The sequence below is a fragment of the Flavihumibacter sp. ZG627 genome (assembly GCF_000814325.1).
GTDB lineage: Bacteria > Bacteroidota > Bacteroidia > Chitinophagales > Chitinophagaceae > Flavihumibacter.
Genome location: NZ_JPHF01000003.1, coordinates 301,094 through 316,110, shown reverse-complemented (window position 1 = coordinate 316,110; position 15,017 = coordinate 301,094). Strand labels below are relative to the sequence as shown.

General features: G+C 39.4%; 26 protein-coding genes. All 26 read right to left on the bottom strand.

What is annotated here, in order from left to right; genetic code table 11:
• Window positions 1-10 precede the first annotated feature (10 nt).
• Entirely contained in the window at window positions 11-379 is a 369-nt protein-coding gene (locus HY58_RS08335; protein ID WP_039130444.1) for a DinB family protein, read from the bottom strand.
• Window positions 380-447: 68 nt separating this feature from the next.
• Window positions 448-900, bottom strand: coding sequence for a nuclear transport factor 2 family protein (locus HY58_RS08330; protein ID WP_039130442.1), 453 nt, complete (start codon window positions 898-900; stop codon window positions 448-450).
• Complete coding sequence (locus tag HY58_RS08325; protein WP_039130439.1) at window positions 897-1,457, bottom strand: dihydrofolate reductase family protein; 561 nt, start codon at window positions 1,455-1,457, stop codon at window positions 897-899. Before HY58_RS08325 ends, HY58_RS08330 begins: the two co-directional genes overlap by 4 nt.
• Window positions 1,458-1,840: 383 nt before the next feature.
• Entirely contained in the window at window positions 1,841-2,353 is a 513-nt protein-coding gene (locus tag HY58_RS08320) for a hypothetical protein (RefSeq protein WP_052323959.1), read from the bottom strand.
• Window positions 2,354-2,449: 96 nt separating this feature from the next.
• On the bottom strand, window positions 2,450-2,722 hold the full coding sequence (locus HY58_RS08315) for a hypothetical protein (RefSeq protein ID WP_039130437.1): 273 nt from the start codon (window positions 2,720-2,722) through the stop codon (window positions 2,450-2,452).
• 84 nt (window positions 2,723-2,806) lie between these two features.
• Entirely contained in the window at window positions 2,807-3,052 is a 246-nt protein-coding gene (locus HY58_RS18835; RefSeq protein ID WP_052323958.1) for a hypothetical protein, read from the bottom strand.
• 103 nt (window positions 3,053-3,155) lie between these two features.
• Complete coding sequence (locus HY58_RS19475) at window positions 3,156-3,635, bottom strand: hypothetical protein (protein ID WP_156123627.1); 480 nt, start codon at window positions 3,633-3,635, stop codon at window positions 3,156-3,158.
• A 449-nt stretch (window positions 3,636-4,084) separates the two neighbouring features.
• Window positions 4,085-4,849: a type I methionyl aminopeptidase gene (map, locus tag HY58_RS08305; protein WP_039130435.1), complete on the bottom strand. Its 765-nt coding sequence runs from the start codon at window positions 4,847-4,849 to the stop codon at window positions 4,085-4,087.
• A 39-nt stretch (window positions 4,850-4,888) separates the two neighbouring features.
• Window positions 4,889-5,347, bottom strand: coding sequence for an SRPBCC domain-containing protein (locus HY58_RS08300; RefSeq protein ID WP_039130432.1), 459 nt, complete (start codon window positions 5,345-5,347; stop codon window positions 4,889-4,891).
• A 12-nt stretch (window positions 5,348-5,359) separates the two neighbouring features.
• The gene (locus tag HY58_RS08295; RefSeq protein ID WP_039130429.1) at window positions 5,360-5,590 is read right to left on the bottom strand and encodes a DUF4287 domain-containing protein; all 231 of its coding nucleotides are present in this window, start codon (window positions 5,588-5,590) and stop codon (window positions 5,360-5,362) included.
• A gap of 126 nt (window positions 5,591-5,716) precedes the next feature.
• On the bottom strand, window positions 5,717-6,061 hold the full coding sequence (locus tag HY58_RS08290; RefSeq protein ID WP_039130427.1) for a hypothetical protein: 345 nt from the start codon (window positions 6,059-6,061) through the stop codon (window positions 5,717-5,719).
• Window positions 6,062-6,114: 53 nt separating this feature from the next.
• Window positions 6,115-6,291: a DUF5615 family PIN-like protein gene (locus tag HY58_RS20010; RefSeq protein ID WP_371197898.1), complete on the bottom strand. Its 177-nt coding sequence runs from the start codon at window positions 6,289-6,291 to the stop codon at window positions 6,115-6,117.
• Window positions 6,281-6,502 (bottom strand): DUF433 domain-containing protein, encoded by a 222-nt coding sequence (locus HY58_RS08285; protein WP_039130424.1) that lies wholly within the window; start codon window positions 6,500-6,502, stop codon window positions 6,281-6,283. The genes HY58_RS20010 and HY58_RS08285 overlap by 11 nt, the downstream gene beginning before the upstream one ends.
• Window positions 6,503-6,581: 79 nt before the next feature.
• Window positions 6,582-7,070: a GNAT family N-acetyltransferase gene (locus tag HY58_RS08280; protein ID WP_039130422.1), complete on the bottom strand. Its 489-nt coding sequence runs from the start codon at window positions 7,068-7,070 to the stop codon at window positions 6,582-6,584.
• 5 nt (window positions 7,071-7,075) lie between these two features.
• A complete protein-coding gene (locus tag HY58_RS08275; protein WP_039130420.1) occupies window positions 7,076-8,089 on the bottom strand; it encodes a methyltransferase in 1,014 nt (337 codons plus the stop codon).
• Window positions 8,090-8,100: 11 nt separating this feature from the next.
• A complete protein-coding gene (locus HY58_RS08270; protein WP_039130417.1) occupies window positions 8,101-8,913 on the bottom strand; it encodes a class I SAM-dependent methyltransferase in 813 nt (270 codons plus the stop codon).
• 179 nt (window positions 8,914-9,092) lie between these two features.
• On the bottom strand, window positions 9,093-9,641 hold the full coding sequence (locus tag HY58_RS18820; protein ID WP_052323955.1) for a cupin domain-containing protein: 549 nt from the start codon (window positions 9,639-9,641) through the stop codon (window positions 9,093-9,095).
• A 183-nt stretch (window positions 9,642-9,824) separates the two neighbouring features.
• Complete coding sequence (locus HY58_RS08260) at window positions 9,825-10,382, bottom strand: protein-glutamine glutaminase family protein (RefSeq protein WP_156123626.1); 558 nt, start codon at window positions 10,380-10,382, stop codon at window positions 9,825-9,827.
• Between the two features lie 531 nt (window positions 10,383-10,913).
• On the bottom strand, window positions 10,914-11,174 hold the full coding sequence (locus HY58_RS08255; RefSeq protein ID WP_052323954.1) for a hypothetical protein: 261 nt from the start codon (window positions 11,172-11,174) through the stop codon (window positions 10,914-10,916).
• A gap of 22 nt (window positions 11,175-11,196) precedes the next feature.
• Window positions 11,197-11,769, bottom strand: coding sequence for a dihydrofolate reductase family protein (locus tag HY58_RS08250; protein WP_039130412.1), 573 nt, complete (start codon window positions 11,767-11,769; stop codon window positions 11,197-11,199).
• Window positions 11,770-11,786: 17 nt separating this feature from the next.
• Window positions 11,787-12,248 (bottom strand): VOC family protein, encoded by a 462-nt coding sequence (locus tag HY58_RS08245; protein ID WP_039130409.1) that lies wholly within the window; start codon window positions 12,246-12,248, stop codon window positions 11,787-11,789.
• A 17-nt stretch (window positions 12,249-12,265) separates the two neighbouring features.
• Entirely contained in the window at window positions 12,266-12,712 is a 447-nt protein-coding gene (locus tag HY58_RS08240) for a GNAT family N-acetyltransferase (RefSeq protein ID WP_039130406.1), read from the bottom strand.
• 35 nt (window positions 12,713-12,747) lie between these two features.
• Window positions 12,748-13,338 carry an HD family hydrolase gene (locus HY58_RS08235; protein ID WP_039130403.1) on the bottom strand — a complete coding sequence of 197 codons (591 nt, stop codon included), beginning with the start codon at window positions 13,336-13,338 and terminating at the stop codon, window positions 12,748-12,750.
• A gap of 39 nt (window positions 13,339-13,377) precedes the next feature.
• Window positions 13,378-13,887 carry a nuclear transport factor 2 family protein gene (locus tag HY58_RS08230; protein ID WP_082022099.1) on the bottom strand — a complete coding sequence of 170 codons (510 nt, stop codon included), beginning with the start codon at window positions 13,885-13,887 and terminating at the stop codon, window positions 13,378-13,380.
• 140 nt (window positions 13,888-14,027) lie between these two features.
• The gene (locus tag HY58_RS08225; protein ID WP_039130398.1) at window positions 14,028-14,486 is read right to left on the bottom strand and encodes a hypothetical protein; all 459 of its coding nucleotides are present in this window, start codon (window positions 14,484-14,486) and stop codon (window positions 14,028-14,030) included.
• A gap of 31 nt (window positions 14,487-14,517) precedes the next feature.
• On the bottom strand, window positions 14,518-14,961 hold the full coding sequence (locus HY58_RS08220; protein ID WP_039130396.1) for a VOC family protein: 444 nt from the start codon (window positions 14,959-14,961) through the stop codon (window positions 14,518-14,520).
• Window positions 14,962-15,017 lie beyond the last annotated feature (56 nt).

Sequence of the window (15,017 nt, the reverse complement as noted above, 5' to 3'; positions counted from 1 at the left end):
AGATTACCATTTAAAATGTCTTTTCATCTGCTGAAGGACCATATATAGATGGAACCGCAATATTATTCAACCGCATATAAACAATCAATTGACCCCGATGATGCACCCAATGATTCAGGGTAGAACTAATATTTTCAATCAGGGGGAGCTGATCAGAATTTGTTCCCCATTTCTGGAAATTTATTTCCCGCGTTTTTATCATCTCCGTGATCCACATAGGAATTTCAGCAACTAACAAACTTAGGTATCCAAGTGTCATGGATTTCTCATGTGGCTTCCAGTCAAAAAGCCTCTCTGGAATTCTTTCAAGACATTTCCTGGTGGCAGGAACTTCAGTATTAAATTCTGAAATGAACTGACTGATTATTGTGTTGCTCATGTTAATAGATTAATTGTTCTAAATCATGATGCAGGATCGGTTTATTATCACCAATAAGATACTAATAATTACTGGCAAATTATGGAAGCATGCCTTGCTATCTGCTGCCAGCTCCCACTCTTCTTCATCCAAATGTTCGTGAACCGTCTTTTGTAATGCTGTCCCGCCTTTGCACCGGGAATGTCATTTCTGGAAACAAATGTTTTATACCCCATTGTAATAGTGATGTTGTCCTGAAACTGAATTCTCTCAATAACTCTTTCAAAGGAACTATAGTTGATCATCCCTGCTTTCTGGATCATTAAAACAGTATCCCTGTTTCCTGAAATATCATTTCTTGGATTGTTAACTAAAAATTCGGGAGCCCAAACTTGTTTGAGTGTATTTGTATCTGCATTTAGAATGGCTGACACTACTTTCTGCTCCAATCTCCGGATCTCAGCTTCAGTGCTATCGGTTTTTTGTGCGTTGCATAATACTGTAAAAGCAGTAATCACGATGAGAAGGATAAGCTTTTTCATAATACAACCTTATCAGGTTTATAATAAAGAAATACTACCCCCGATCCAATTGCCTTGGTTCTTAATAGCTTAAGCTTAATACGGTCTTTTATATCTTGAAACAATTGCAAGCCACTCCCTGCAATAACCGGATGAACAGCAAGCTGGTATTCATCAATTAAGTCGAGATGCATGAAAGCGTTTATCAGGCCGGGACTGCCAACAAAAATATCCTTACCTTCTTGTAGTTTAAGACCAACAATTTCTTCCCGAATAATTTCATTTTTAAGCATGGTGTTTTTCCAATCAACTTGTTGTAGCGTGCTGGAGAACACAATCTTTGGTATATTATCAATCAGTACCGCAAAATCATCTGTAGGTTTATTACCGGTTGGTTCCTTTACTACGGATGGCCAGTAACTTTCCATAAGCTGGTAAGTGATCCTTCCATATATAAGGATGCCTGCATTTCTTAAAAGGTTATTATAATGCTCATGCAATTCATCATCCGCAACCATCCCGGTATGGTCGCAAAACCCGTCAAGGCTCATATTGATTGCTGCAATGATCTTTCGCATAAAATTATTTTGAATAATGATGCTTAGCAGAAATAGCAATCGGGACCCCAACGCAGAAATAAAGAATGAGGATCGAAACAATCGCTTTATTTAAATCAAATGCAGGCGGCTGGATCTTGCTTAGGGGGATTACAATCCTGGTAGTAACTAACCAGGCAATGACTGCGATGATCAAGGAACTAAACCAAATGCTTTTTTGCAGGAACCTGATTCTTGTATAACAAAGGAAGTAAGTAACCACACAGGCAAACACGATCAAAAAATGAAATGCCAGGCCAAATCAGGCAGCAGCTATATCAAGACATCCTGCAATAATGGTTGCTATAATAATCTGTTTCCACATCCTGAAAAATTTGGTTTTCCAAAAGATGCATTAAAAATATTCACTTCATCGCCCTCCAATCTTCCCAATTAATTTCTCTTCCCGGATAAGCAACTTTTTTGAAAGGCCAATCTTTCGCAATCCATTGTTTAACTGAATTAAAGAGTATTGCATCAAGCCCCTTATCAAGCATGCTTGTCCTCGCCCACATGGTTATGTTAGCGTCATAATCACCCTTTGTTGTCGGATTAATATAAAGACATCCGATCACCTGGCTCTCATCCAAACTGACTATTGTATAGGCAAACGACCTTCTGATCTGAAACTCTTTCTGGTGCCATCCCAGGTCAATCAGGTTTTGCTCAAGCGTTAATTGATGCGTGGGCCATGTTGTGGACGCATAGCTTTTCTGCAAATGCTCAACACTGGTCATTACAGCTTCATAATCTTTTACGACATCATTTACGGTAAGCATCCTCGCCCGGAAATGAGCGGTTTCCAGTTTTTCAGGAACTTTAAAGTCTGCTGGAACAAATGGCTTTGGTTGTGATTTCACAGTTGTAGATAATCCCATTAAAAGGAAGATTAAAAATAAAGGTCTACTTATCATTAATATTCATTTAAAATCGATTCAACCTTCTAATCCCCAAAGCACCAGTCTTAAATGCCTTTATAAACTCTTCACCTCATGCGCAACAAATTCTTCTATCTCATCAAAGAGATTGCGCTCTCTTTTCTTATCTTTCGTTTGCTCCTCGTACTTGTTGGTTAGCTTAAGTGCCAGATTGTACATTTCATCAGTGGCAGTCCGATCTAAAAATTCAGCAAATTTCTTAGGCTGTTTATCTTCCTCAAGGTCTCTCAGATAGCATAAAGCCTCTACAACTTCAAAGTGCGTCTTCTGCCAGCTCTCAAATCCATTTGGAAAATCAGGAATTGCCATAATCGTTAATTTTTATCTGAATAAGATAAATTTAATCCTTTTTAGGAAGAATAGCATGCAGCAACCCCACGTTATCGTTAGATTTTAATTCCCGCGCATTTGTGCGAGGAAGAATTTAATAACAGCTAAATTGATATCAGATGTAGTCCAGTGCCCTACATTCTCGTAAGTGTTAAAAATCGCATTTAGGTTCTTCTCCGAATATATCTGCTGACATTTAATATATCTTTCCTGCACACTCTTACCAAGATTCTCATTAATGATCTTTCTTTCTTCTTCGTTGTATGCGTCATCAAACTGAACGGCATCATTGTCATCCAATTTCCCCATGTAAATGAATTGAGGGATTTGCTTATATGCATCAAGGTAAAAACCATACCCTGATATAGAAGAAAAATCGTTTGTCCCAATAGGGTAGTTGAGCTTAACTCCATTAATATCGTTTTTGAGGGAGCATTAGCTTTCCATTAAATCCACCGATAGCCAATGCTTTTACCTTATCCGGATGTATAAGCGAAAACCGATTGGTAAAAGTACCAGAGGCCGAAAACCCATTCATAAATATTTTGCTATCAACAGGTATATCCATAGTGCTTAATACCTTCTGCGCATCAGCAATCATTCCCAATAATTGTAAGTCGAGGCGCTTTAAATCCGTTGCTTCTTCCAGCATTGCGTCTCTGTCCAATGCATGGGTATACATTAATGGCTGGGATGCTGGTCGGGGGAAAATAGGAACCAGCAAGGGTATGCGTAATTCAGTAGAAAAATTATTTCCAACAGAACTCACCGATGCTAAATCAATGGCGTATTTTTTATGTACTTCTACGCTGTCAGAAATTTTCCCGGTGTTATTGGGTTCCACGAGTAGAATGGTCTTCTTATTTAGCTGCGTTCCTTTCGGGATAAACAATATATATCATGATGAAATCCCTTTGCAGGATTTTTCGTTATCATTATTATACTGTCACTTTTAATACTGGTTGTTTCTGCATTTTGAGCAAGGGAAATAAAATGCAAAAATGTCAATGTGAATAGGAATATACATCGCATAAAGATTAAGGATTCATCCTGCAACCAATGGGTATGCATTACTGGGCCCTTCCCTGGTACCACATAATTTTCAACCAGTAATCGCTCCCCATCAGGTTCTGCAACCAGCTCTTTAAAGATCAATGTTTCCCCAATACAATTCTGGATCTTGGGCGGGTAGGTGATATTCATACGTTCCAATTTAACTATGGAAACGAAAATAATTACCATGCGCTACAGGCTGAAGCAAATAGCGTTGATCCGTTATATGTATGTAATGTATTGCTTGAAATCCTATTTCAATTGCTAATCGATTGGACTTGGATCACGCTAATTCCAAATCTCATTCATCTCAGTAAGAATAATGGGACTTCCATCAGTAACAACAATCGTATGTTCATGCTGCGCCATAAAACCCCCTTTGTCACCAACCAGTGTCCAACCGTCTTTAAGAGTAGCAGTATAGGTTGAAATGGTGGATATAAATGTCTCTATGGCTACAACAGAATTCTTCTTAAATCTTGTTTTATTAAAACGATCCCTGTAATTGGCTATTTCGCCCGGCGCTTCATGAAGGCTTTTTCCTATTCCATGCCCTGTCAGATCCTTAATTACTTTAAATCCATGTTTCTTAGCTTCTGTTTCAATGAGATGACCTATATCCGATATGCGCACCCCGCCTTTGATATTGTTAATCGCTTTATACAAAATTTGCTTAGATGCGTCAATAAGCTTCTGATGTCCGTTAACATCTTCACCCAGTACAAACGATCCTCCATTGTCTGACCAATAACCATTAAGCTCAGCCGAAACATCAATATTTATCAGGTCGCCCTCTTTCAGTATTCTTTTGTCAGATGGGATGCCATGGCAAAATTCGTTGTTCACGCTTATGCATGTCCAGCCCGGAAACTTATAGGTTAAAAACGGAGCGGAATTTGCCCCGTAATCGGAAAGTATCTTTGCCCCATAATTGTCTAACTCCTTAGTCGTCATACCCGGTTGGGCATAGTTCCTCATTTCCTTTAACGTATATGCAACTGCTTCGCTGGCATTTTGCATTCCGATAAGTTCAGCTTCTTTTGTTATAGACATACTCCAAAGATAACCATTTGACTTACCTGAACCATTTTATCAATTCCAGTTATCGATCTTAATATCATCGGGGGACGGCTTGCCTTTGCCTGTTTCAACTAGCTCCTTCAGACTCAACATGAAAACGCCCCATTTCATACTGCAGTGTGCCATAAATTCAACTTCCTCCTTCCAGTTTCTGTGGGCAAAAAGAACAATGGTATACTCGCCTTCCTCATGCAGATCGAATATCACATCGGTGCCGATCCACTCTTCCGGACCGGCAGTGAAATTCCAGTGCACTTTCTTCCCGGGGGCCAGCGCTTTAACTACCATGTTCATACTACCAAGTTCTATTCCTTCGGGGGAAACAAATCGTACTACAATTGTTTCACCTGGCTGTGATATACCCGAAGTATCTTTTGTCCACCAGCCCGCAATACCTTCTACAGTTGATAATGCCTTGTACACTTCCTGGAGTGGGGCCTTAATGCCTACACGATGAATGATGCCTGCCATTGTATGTAGTTTTTATTTACTGCTTTCTTTCTTCATTCCTTTAAGCAATGCATAGATCGCCATTGAATGACCATGCCCTAATTCAAAGTCCTCTTTAAGCCATGATACAATTTCGGTTGCCTTTAATCCGGGCTTTAATTCTCCATTCCTAGTGAAGCCCTTCTTCTCTGCTAATTTTTTGAAATCTTCAGGACCTTTACCAGTCTTTTCTTTAATGTTATTAAGGTATGCTTGAAATGACATGGCAGTTTCTGTTTTGAATATTTAGAAATCTATTTCATGTCAAATCTAAAATATGCCCGAAAAATCTATGAGGTGTGATTAAGACATTGTGCGAGGTGTTTTGCGACTTGTGATAACGTTATGCAATCAATGTATTTTCTCCAGTAATACTACTGGTCTGTGGGCGTAGGAAGTCCACTTACTTGCGATATAGGCATAGTTGCCCGGATAGTTTTCAAGATTGATTTTGTCCAGATTGGTTGCAACATGTTTATGAATTTCTGATTTCCAAAATTCGTAGCATTCAGCAGGTTGAATCCAAAGTAGCTTTTGGCCAACATCGGCAACAATAAAATAAACTTCTCCCTGTTTTAATAAGTCCCTGATAATAGTAGGAGTCAAATAATCAATCCGCTGCGATTCCAGTTCATTCTCGGATGTCCATAATATTTCTAAGGGAATTTTGGTAACAATTCTGTCGCAAAGATTCATAATTCAAAATGTGGCTCTATAAATTTTATGAATATGCCCGGTCGTTGAATAAATCACTCAATAATTTCTAAACACGAAATGTTGTTGTTGTTCTTATCATATATGAATGAGAAAATTAATTGCGCTTTCTCTTGTAGTAAATTACTCAATTTGGACGTCCTTCTATTGCCAGTTTTTAATAAGATTACTTTGGGAGGGTGTCCATGAAGGGTTGCAATTTCACGAAGCAATTCTAAGTACGTGTTCTCGTTCAGCTGCAAAAGATAAGGCTGCTTTTATATGCTCCTCATTAATTTCAGGATAATCTTCAATAATCTCGTTAAATGACATTCCAGAAGCCAACCAGGTTAAGATATCAAATACAGTAATGCGTGTATTTATAATACAAGGTTGACCGAAACGTTTTTCTGCCTTGATCTCTATGTATTGTTGATAGCTCATTATATAAAAGTAACATATTGACTGCAATAGGCAAATTCTGGAGTTAATTGGACTGCCTGGGTACTTTCTGCTATATTCCTTAATGATCAGAAAGCCTATAAATGAATTCCTCTATCTCCTCCTGCCGCGCATTAGCAAATCCCTTATCCATTCCCACTTTTACAAAACCGCATTTCTCCAGAACTCTTTGTGATCCATAATTGTCAAATGCAACTCGACCATAAATGGGCCTGGACTGTTCAATTTTCAAAAATTCCTTTAGTGCATATGTTGCAACTCCCTGTCCCCAGAATCTTCTGTCGATCCAGTACGTTATCTCCGCCTCGTTATCCATTATAAACTTGGCCAGACTACCGGCGATCACCCCATCTACTTTTATGGTGCGCATATTAATAGTTGGGTCTGCCAAATGCCTGGTATGCTTCTCTATGTAAGCTGTTTTGTCGTGGGAATCCTTTGGCATGAAGGCAGCTAAATAATTTGCTTCTTCGTCAAGCTGGAATTCAAAGAATGCATGTAAATCATCCTTTTCTGTTTCATGCAATGTGATATTGTTCCGGCTCTCCATCAATATTATTTTCTAACTCCTTCAATAATACTGAACGGAGACATAGTAGGTATTATTCGCGTTACCTTTAGTCCGGCTTTATCAAACAACGCTATGTATTCCTTTTCTGTTCTTTCACAGCCTGGCAAAAACTGTAACATTTGTAAATCCAGAAATTTTGAAAGGGATGGCTCATTTCCTTCTGGTACTACCATCTCTACAACCAACACCTTACTGCCCTCAGCCATTGCATTACAGCAATTCTGGAGAATGGTTATACATTGTTCATCATCCCAGTCGTGAATAATATGTTTCATTATATAAGCATCACCACCTGCAGGTACAGTCTCGAAAAAATTTCCTCCTTCTATTTCACACCTGTCCCTGACGCCATGCTGCTGTAATAGCTTTTCCGCCTCTGCCACTATTGCAGGCATATCATACAGCAGGCCTTTTAACTTCTCATGTTTGCCCAGGATAGTTGCTAATAAAAATCCATGTCCTCCACCTATATCTATCAATTTTGTAAAGGAAGAAAAATCATAGGCATTCAAAACCGCAACACTCGAAAATGAACTATTACTGGTCATGGCATCATTGAATACCTTTCCCGCTTTCTCATTGCTCCAGAAATAATCAAAGGACGACATCCCGAAAACTTTTTCAAAAGAAGGTTTGCCTGTTCTCACACTGTATGGAAGCTCCGCCCAGGTCTGAAATTGCCAATCACAGTTTATCATTTCAGCAAAAGCACGTAAACTACCTGGTGCATCACTAAGCAATGGTTCGGCTAATGGTGTTAGTGAAAATTTTTTATTGCAGTCTTCACTAAAAACACCAATGCTTGCACATGCTCTCATTACGCGGTAAAGCGAACGGGCATGAACACCTCTTTCCTGCGCCAACTCCTCCGCGGTTTTTGGCCCCTCCTTTAACAGGTCAGCAATTCTTAACTCGGCAGTAACGCCTATTGCACGCGAGGCTGCAAAACCAAAAAGGATTTGCAGCAATTGGGCGGGAGGGGGAAGCTCATTTGTCATGGCTTTAATTCTTATACCTGTACAGTTACTTTTAAGTATGTAGCCGGAATAGAGGTTAGATTTTTGTCTTCGCTTTTGTTCTGGCTGTTGAATAATGTTTCCAATTCTTCCTGTAACTGGGAAGCAAGCCCATTTTTTTCAGCAGCTTCAAATGCATTCATGGTGGGACCATAATATGTCTTAAAAATATTCACGAATGCCGATGGTGAATACGGTGCTTCAAATGTGAAAGTATCTTTTACGCAGCTAATATTTTCTTTTGGTACACCTGCCTGTTCAAAACGTTTAATAACCTCCTCTTCCTTGCCCCATAACATTGGACTGATAAATCCTTCCGGCGGCGGAGGTGTATAGGAAGAGCTGATCTTTAATATTTGCGCCACCAGTGTGGGATCTCCCGGGATCCAGTTGCCCATCACTATTTTGCCTCCAGGCTTGGTTACCCTTACCATTTCCTTTGCCACATCATATGGCTTTGGGGCGAACATGGCACCAAAGATGCTTACGACCATATCAAAGCACTGATCATCAAGATCCACCAGGGCAATAGCATCACCTTCCTGGAATACGCAATTGTTCAATCCCTCCTTCTCTGCCCTGCGGTTTCCTGCATCTACAAGATTTCTCGCGATATCAACCCCTAAAACATTCGCCCCCAATTTTGCTTCCGGGATGGCCGTTGTGCCATCGCCACAACCCAGGTCAAGGATTCTTAGATCTTTAGTAACACCTAATGATGCTACCAGGGCTTCTCCACTTCCGCGCATTGTTTCAGCAAGCTTGGTGAAATCACCTTTTTCCCAAAGCATTTTGTTTGGATTCATAATTGACTATTTTATTGGGGGTTAGATAAGGCCGGGATTCAGATTTGCCCTGAAGATATGCATTTTTTCAATTATATATTTCGTGGTAGCTAACTAATCTTACCCATCGCAAAAATTAGCGTATGTTTTGCCCGGAAAGGGAATCTGGAATGTGAATTTCATGACTGAATTAATTAAATCTAATCCTTATAAATCATCCCCCATTTTTTTGCAATTGATCTGCGCTCTTCCATTGTTTTTCTAATAAAGGGTTGTCCGATAGGTGTTCCTACTTCTCTGAAAAAGCCTTCAAATCCGGATGGAGTATAACCAAAGCGCATTTCAATAATTTCATGACCGTTATTTTGCAAACCATGCCAAACCCCTTTTGGCACAAATGCGATAGCGCCTTCTTTAACTTGATACTGCCTTTCGCCAAGGGTGAACAATCCCGTCCCCCTGTGTATAAAGATCAATTCATCTTCATTTAAATGTTTATGAACAGGTAATGCATCCCCAGGCTTGAAGGATTCTGAAAGGAAAGAAATAGATTTGGCGCCATGTGTCCTTGCTATTTTTATTTTCACGATTGCTGTGCCGTCCCTCATCTGAATGGCTTCTCCCTCCTCCTCGTTTACAATGAGACCATTAACGTTGGGACTGTCTGATGCAATTGATTGTAGGGGAAGTAGTAAGGAAAATAGAACGCCATAGCTTCCCTGCTCTAAAAATTGTCTTCTTGAATTCATAAAATGTCATTTAGAAGAATTATTATGAGTTCTATGCTCTAATACATCACCCGGCTGGCAATCCAATGCCTTACCACAAAGTTAAATCCACTTTTTCTGACAGCGCATTGTTCACGTAACTGATATTTGTAATCCGGTTGGCAACATCACTGTTATAGAACAGGTATGCCTATATGCGAAACATTAAAACGGCCTTTGCTTCTTTAATTTCTCAAACGCCCGTTCCGTGTTCTTTAAGCGCGACTTATTGAATATTAATGCTGCACGACCATTAGGCCTCAGGCTATTTATGCCGGCAAGACATTGAATCATCCATTTCCTGTTTTGCCTGTTTCGGCTATTCCATTTCGACTCTCTTATATTACTGGATGGGAAAATATACCACGAAGATTGACGGGTAAAATAATAGCTATGCGGTACTAACGTAATCGACGCCGCCCAGTCATCAATAGGCCTCAAAAAGCTGGCAGTTGCCGGATCAAGAACAAAGTCCTTTACTACTCCCTCATGCTCTATTGCCAGTACCGTGGCAACATGATACTTCCAGTTTTGCTTTAACTCACCGATATGCTTCCTTAAATAGGCGCCGCTAAATGCCCAACCCTTATAGTTCGGAATTCCCCATTCATCCAATAAAACACATACGGCATCTGCTCTTCCCTCACATCCATTATTCGCATCGCCCCAACGGAACAGCGGGTGCTGTTGAAAAAAAGAAAATAACTCCTCCGCCTGTTTCATATCAACAGTTTCCCGGATCAAAACATCCGAATATCTATAATCAGAGAGCGCGGGAATTATTGTTTCTCCTATCAATCTTTGTTGGGTTTCTCGGTAATACAATATGAGTGAATGAAGACTATCATATTTTGTTTATCAAATTCATACTCATCACAGGAAGAAACAAATGCAACCCGCTTTCCATCCCGCTTAAACTCCGCCGTACCAAAAATAGCAACACAATTGTCGTTTTTGATCAACTGAAGTTGCCTGAATTCTGTTGTAACACTTTCAAAATAAGCAGATACTCCTTTACAAAAAACTGTATTGCAATCATTGATGTGTTTCTTTCATCATTACTATGCCATTTCCAGATTATATTTCCATTCTTTTCTTTAACCCTCCATCACCCCCTCATGGACCAGTTCGCTCACGATAAGAGTCCGGGTCTGAGATTGAGCAGTGGTCGCCGAACCATAATCGAAGGATACGCCCAAACGCAATACCACATTAGATTTTAGTCCATATTGTCAGGTAAAATCGATGTTTTTACTAAACAGGGCGGATATAAAAAATGTCATTGTCCTTATCTTCTGTCCAATTATACTCTATATGAAAGGCTACCTGCCTTGCGAATTCTATTCCATGTGTATCGCTTAAAAATCCTAAGGTCATATCCATTCCTGCGCTTACTCCCGAGGAGGTATAATACTTATCATCTACTGTCCAACGCGATTTTCTGATCCAATTAACAACCGGCCCGAATACATCTAATGTTTCAAAGTCGTCAAAGAGTAATACGCCTACTTTCATGATATCCGTTTATTAAAATAAATTACTCCCTGTCAACAGTATAATTCAGCTCCGTTACCCCGCAGGCAAATTGTTTGGTATTCAGGAGATTCAGTTTTATTCTGTCCTTGATACCTGTAAACAATGGAATGCCTTCACCAAGTATTATCGGATTTACAAATAGCCAATAGCCGTCAATTAAGTTCAGCTGAATAAGTGCATGTGTGGCGGTGGGACTGCCAAATAGCAGGATATCTTCACCTGCCTCTTGCTTTATTTCATTTATTTTTTCCACGAGGTTATCACTAATAATTGTGGTGTTTGCCAAATCCGCATCCTTCATCGTTCTGGATAAAACAACTTTATGAACCTGGCTATACCACCTCGAATGTTCAATGTCGTGCCTGCTAGCATTGGGCTTATCTGCTGCAGTAGGCCAGTAACCCTCCATCATCTGAAAAGTTACACGGCCATATAAAGAAGTGTCACCCCCACTTATCCGCTTTCCCACATAAGAAAATATTTCTTCGTCAGCTTTTATCCAGTCCATTTCTCCGTTAGGTCCTGCAACAAAGCCGTCAAGCGATATGTGCATAAAAGAAATTAGTTTTCTCATATGGCGTAGGTTTTACTTTAAAATTCCGCAATGATAAGTTTTTTCATCCCCATCATTCTCTTGAATGCTCCGGGCTTTTTGGTGAGTTCTTCCCAGTTTTCAGGACACACCTGCCAGCTCAATCCATATTTGTCTTTAAGCCACCCACAAACACTTTCTTCACCGCCATTTGCTGTTAATGTATTCCAGTAATAGTCAATTTCTTCCTGGTCTTTACAAGGGATCATAAATGAAACAGATTCATTGAACTTGAATTCTGGTCCGGCATTGATGCCAATAAATCGCATCCCCAGGATCTGAAACTCAACTGTAAGGACTTTCCCTGCAAATTCCTTCTGAAACTCAGCGAGCCCTTCAGCTTCCGTCAAAGGATAATAAGTTGTGTTAATGATTTTCCCGTCTTTGAAAACCGACAGATAGTATTCAGCGGCTTCTTTTGCAATGCCATCAAACCAGAGGTTCGGAATTATATTCTGCATACTATTTAGTTTTATGTCTATTTAGAATAAACATTCTTATTGTGAAGTTCCATCCATTTTGTGGGATCAGCAATTTCAGTCCATCCAAACTTTCGATATAATTCATGTGCGTCCCCGGTGAGTAAGATCCATCTTCTTAAATCCTGTAATGTTGGATAGCTCATTATAACTTCCATCAGCCATTTTGAAAGCCCCAGACCCCTATACTCTTCCAGCACATACACGTCACCCAAATAGGCAATGGTTGAATAATCTGAAATTATTCTGGCAAACCCAATCTGTTTATCATCCAGGTAAACGCCAAAACACAATGAGTTCATTATGGCATGCTCAACTTTGTTCCTGGGAATGTTGAGGCACCAATATGCTTTGGTCGATAGGAACTCATGGATTGCATCAATATCCAGCTTTTCCTTTTGGGTTGAGATGCAGAAATTGTCTTTGCAAATAGTAAGTTCATCCATATGAAATTGTCAAACCGGTTATTGCTGGTAGTTAGTTATTTTTTCAGAATTCCTTTTGAAACACTTTCATTAAGCAGATTCTCTGCATAGCTCCAAATGGTTGACGACCCCTCTTTGATTGCACTTTTTTTGTCGTAAACTTTCTGATATGGTACGTTGAATTCCTTCCATGTACCCCCATTATTTGAAATGTTCTGTAATAATGGTTCAAATCTGTCCATTGATCTTGCAAATTTTGCCTCCTTACTCAACCCTTCTTCAAACTCTTTCCAGATTGCAATATATTCCTCGCCTTGTTCTGTTGGTAAAAGCCCAAATATTCGTTTTGCTGCAACAAGTTCTTCTTCAGAATTTGTGTGGCTCTTTGTGTTATCATAAATAAAAGTATCGCCAGCATCAATTTCCACAATGTCGTGGATTAAAACCATTTTCAAAACTTTAAGGATGTCAATGGGTCTATCAGAATGCTCTGCCAGCACAATCGTCATCACGGCTAAGTGCCAGCTATGTTCTGCATCATTTTCTGGTCTTTCACTATTAAACAATCTCGTCTTTCTTTGAATGTATTTTAACTTATCAATTTCCTTTATAAATCTTACTTGCTTTAATAAATTGTCTGTCTGCATTGTTCCGTAAATTTTGAGAGAATTTGATCATGGAATCTCTTATTCTAAATTTTCCCGATGACCATAACTGATGATTCTCGTGATCTTCCACACTCCATTTCTGCTCTGCCAGAGATTAACAAATTTTGCTTCGCTGCTCAACTTTTCCTGTTGACCTTTTTCCGTAACATAGAACCGATGAACGCCCGTTTGAACAGCTCCAAAATCCTTTATCGGGTACACTTCCATACTCCCGGCTACCAGCGCTCTCCTTAATTTCCGATCACTTGTAAAGGCTTTCTTAAAGGCCTCGATGTTTTGAGAATAGTTTGTTATGCCACCAAGATCATGGTAAAATTCTAACTCTTCGGATAGAAAGGATTGTAAAACGATAAAATCCCTATTATTAAATGCGTCAAACATTGCCCGATCCAAAGATGCTATGGTGTTATACAATTCCGATGGTAAGGGAGAAGCTATATTTTCTCTACTGTTTTTTTTGCTGGTGCTACAAGAAATTGTCAATAGTAGCAATAAACAAAAGCAACGAAATGTTCTGAGATCTTTCATAAATCCATTAAATAATTTCCTACTGTTCCCCCACTTTTGGTCGAATTAAAATAACTCTGCATTTGCTATTTACTTGACCACCATCGCGAACGTTCTTTATTTTTTACTCAGTAAAATATTCACCCGCAAAATAGCATGACTTATTTTTCACAAATTTCTTTCAGCTTCTCCAGTGCTTTTGGATATGTCTGGTTCATATAATCTAAAAAATCCTCTGTGGTATCTAAATCAACAGTAACGGTTGTAGTGCCATTGTTCTCTTCGAAGGTATAGTTCTCAAATCCGTTTGCCCATTTTTCCACTTCCGGGCCTTCCGTAACTTCCTTGCCATCCTTCATAAGACCATAATGCTGGATGGAAACAAATCTGTTGGGAATGTTTTCAGCTATCCGGGAAACCATGCCTCCCTTTTCTCCCTTATCATCTACGCCAATAAACAACATTTTATTTCCTTTGTCCCAACTTCCTTCATAGGTAGATGTCGGGTTAAACAATGCGGTCCATTGCTCATAAGTTGATTTACTGTTAATGCCAAGCATAGAATCATATGCTTTGGTAACAGGCGCATTGATGCTTACTTTGTATTGTAACTTTTTCATGGTCACTTAGTTTAAAGTTTATACCTTTTTTCTACTGTACTTGCCCTTTATACTTTGGATCATAGTCCACCATCCATTCGATACCATATTTATCTCTAAACATACCAAAATATGACCCCCATGGACTATCTGCAATAGGAACCTCTACCGATCCGCCTGCCGAAAGCCCATTAAATAATTTATCAGCCTCGTCTTTACTTTCTGCACTTATTGAAATTTTACTTCTGTTCTCATTCTCGTTTACTTTTCCCATAATTTCAGGCACATCGTTTCCCATCAACACATTGCTTTTACCGATAGGCAAAGCAATATGCATTAGTTTATTTTCTTCTTCTTTTGCTATAGGGAATTCAGGGCTTGAAAAATCTTTGAAGCGGACAATCTGTTTAAACTCTCCACCAAACACTGATTTGTAAAATGTAAATGCTTCTTCTGCATTTCCATTGAAGTTAATGTGAGGATTGATAAGTGCCATGGGTCTACTTTTTTAGTTACAATCCAAATGTACTTCTTAGCTGGAAAACAGATAGG

What these genes read in the sequence shown, in the direction of transcription:
- HY58_RS08335 (WP_039130444.1), bottom strand. Translation starts at nt 379, where the DNA reads ATGAGCAACACAATAATCAGTCAGTTCATTTCAGAATTTAATACTGAA.
- HY58_RS08330 (WP_039130442.1), bottom strand. Translation starts at nt 900, where the DNA reads ATGAAAAAGCTTATCCTTCTCATCGTGATTACTGCTTTTACAGTATTA.
- HY58_RS08325 (WP_039130439.1), bottom strand. Translation starts at nt 1,457, where the DNA reads ATGCGAAAGATCATTGCAGCAATCAATATGAGCCTTGACGGGTTTTGC.
- HY58_RS08320 (WP_052323959.1), bottom strand. Translation starts at nt 2,353, where the DNA reads ATGGGATTATCTACAACTGTGAAATCACAACCAAAGCCATTTGTTCCA.
- HY58_RS08315 (WP_039130437.1), bottom strand. Translation starts at nt 2,722, where the DNA reads ATGGCAATTCCTGATTTTCCAAATGGATTTGAGAGCTGGCAGAAGACG.
- HY58_RS18835 (WP_052323958.1), bottom strand. Translation starts at nt 3,052, where the DNA reads ATGGGGAAATTGGATGACAATGATGCCGTTCAGTTTGATGACGCATAC.
- map (WP_039130435.1), bottom strand. Translation starts at nt 4,849, where the DNA reads ATGTCTATAACAAAAGAAGCTGAACTTATCGGAATGCAAAATGCCAGC.
- HY58_RS08300 (WP_039130432.1), bottom strand. Translation starts at nt 5,347, where the DNA reads ATGGCAGGCATCATTCATCGTGTAGGCATTAAGGCCCCACTCCAGGAA.
- HY58_RS08295 (WP_039130429.1), bottom strand. Translation starts at nt 5,590, where the DNA reads ATGTCATTTCAAGCATACCTTAATAACATTAAAGAAAAGACTGGTAAA.
- HY58_RS08290 (WP_039130427.1), bottom strand. Translation starts at nt 6,061, where the DNA reads ATGAATCTTTGCGACAGAATTGTTACCAAAATTCCCTTAGAAATATTA.
- HY58_RS08285 (WP_039130424.1), bottom strand. Translation starts at nt 6,502, where the DNA reads ATGAGCTATCAACAATACATAGAGATCAAGGCAGAAAAACGTTTCGGT.
- HY58_RS08280 (WP_039130422.1), bottom strand. Translation starts at nt 7,070, where the DNA reads ATGGAGAGCCGGAACAATATCACATTGCATGAAACAGAAAAGGATGAT.
- HY58_RS08275 (WP_039130420.1), bottom strand. Translation starts at nt 8,089, where the DNA reads ATGACAAATGAGCTTCCCCCTCCCGCCCAATTGCTGCAAATCCTTTTT.
- HY58_RS08270 (WP_039130417.1), bottom strand. Translation starts at nt 8,913, where the DNA reads ATGAATCCAAACAAAATGCTTTGGGAAAAAGGTGATTTCACCAAGCTT.
- HY58_RS18820 (WP_052323955.1), bottom strand. Translation starts at nt 9,641, where the DNA reads ATGAATTCAAGAAGACAATTTTTAGAGCAGGGAAGCTATGGCGTTCTA.
- HY58_RS08260 (WP_156123626.1), bottom strand. Translation starts at nt 10,382, where the DNA reads ATGAAACAGGCGGAGGAGTTATTTTCTTTTTTTCAACAGCACCCGCTG.
- HY58_RS08255 (WP_052323954.1), bottom strand. Translation starts at nt 11,174, where the DNA reads ATGAAAGTAGGCGTATTACTCTTTGACGACTTTGAAACATTAGATGTA.
- HY58_RS08250 (WP_039130412.1), bottom strand. Translation starts at nt 11,769, where the DNA reads ATGAGAAAACTAATTTCTTTTATGCACATATCGCTTGACGGCTTTGTT.
- HY58_RS08245 (WP_039130409.1), bottom strand. Translation starts at nt 12,248, where the DNA reads ATGCAGAATATAATTCCGAACCTCTGGTTTGATGGCATTGCAAAAGAA.
- HY58_RS08240 (WP_039130406.1), bottom strand. Translation starts at nt 12,712, where the DNA reads ATGGATGAACTTACTATTTGCAAAGACAATTTCTGCATCTCAACCCAA.
- HY58_RS08235 (WP_039130403.1), bottom strand. Translation starts at nt 13,338, where the DNA reads ATGCAGACAGACAATTTATTAAAGCAAGTAAGATTTATAAAGGAAATT.
- HY58_RS08230 (WP_082022099.1), bottom strand. Translation starts at nt 13,887, where the DNA reads ATGAAAGATCTCAGAACATTTCGTTGCTTTTGTTTATTGCTACTATTG.
- HY58_RS08225 (WP_039130398.1), bottom strand. Translation starts at nt 14,486, where the DNA reads ATGAAAAAGTTACAATACAAAGTAAGCATCAATGCGCCTGTTACCAAA.
- HY58_RS08220 (WP_039130396.1), bottom strand. Translation starts at nt 14,961, where the DNA reads ATGGCACTTATCAATCCTCACATTAACTTCAATGGAAATGCAGAAGAA.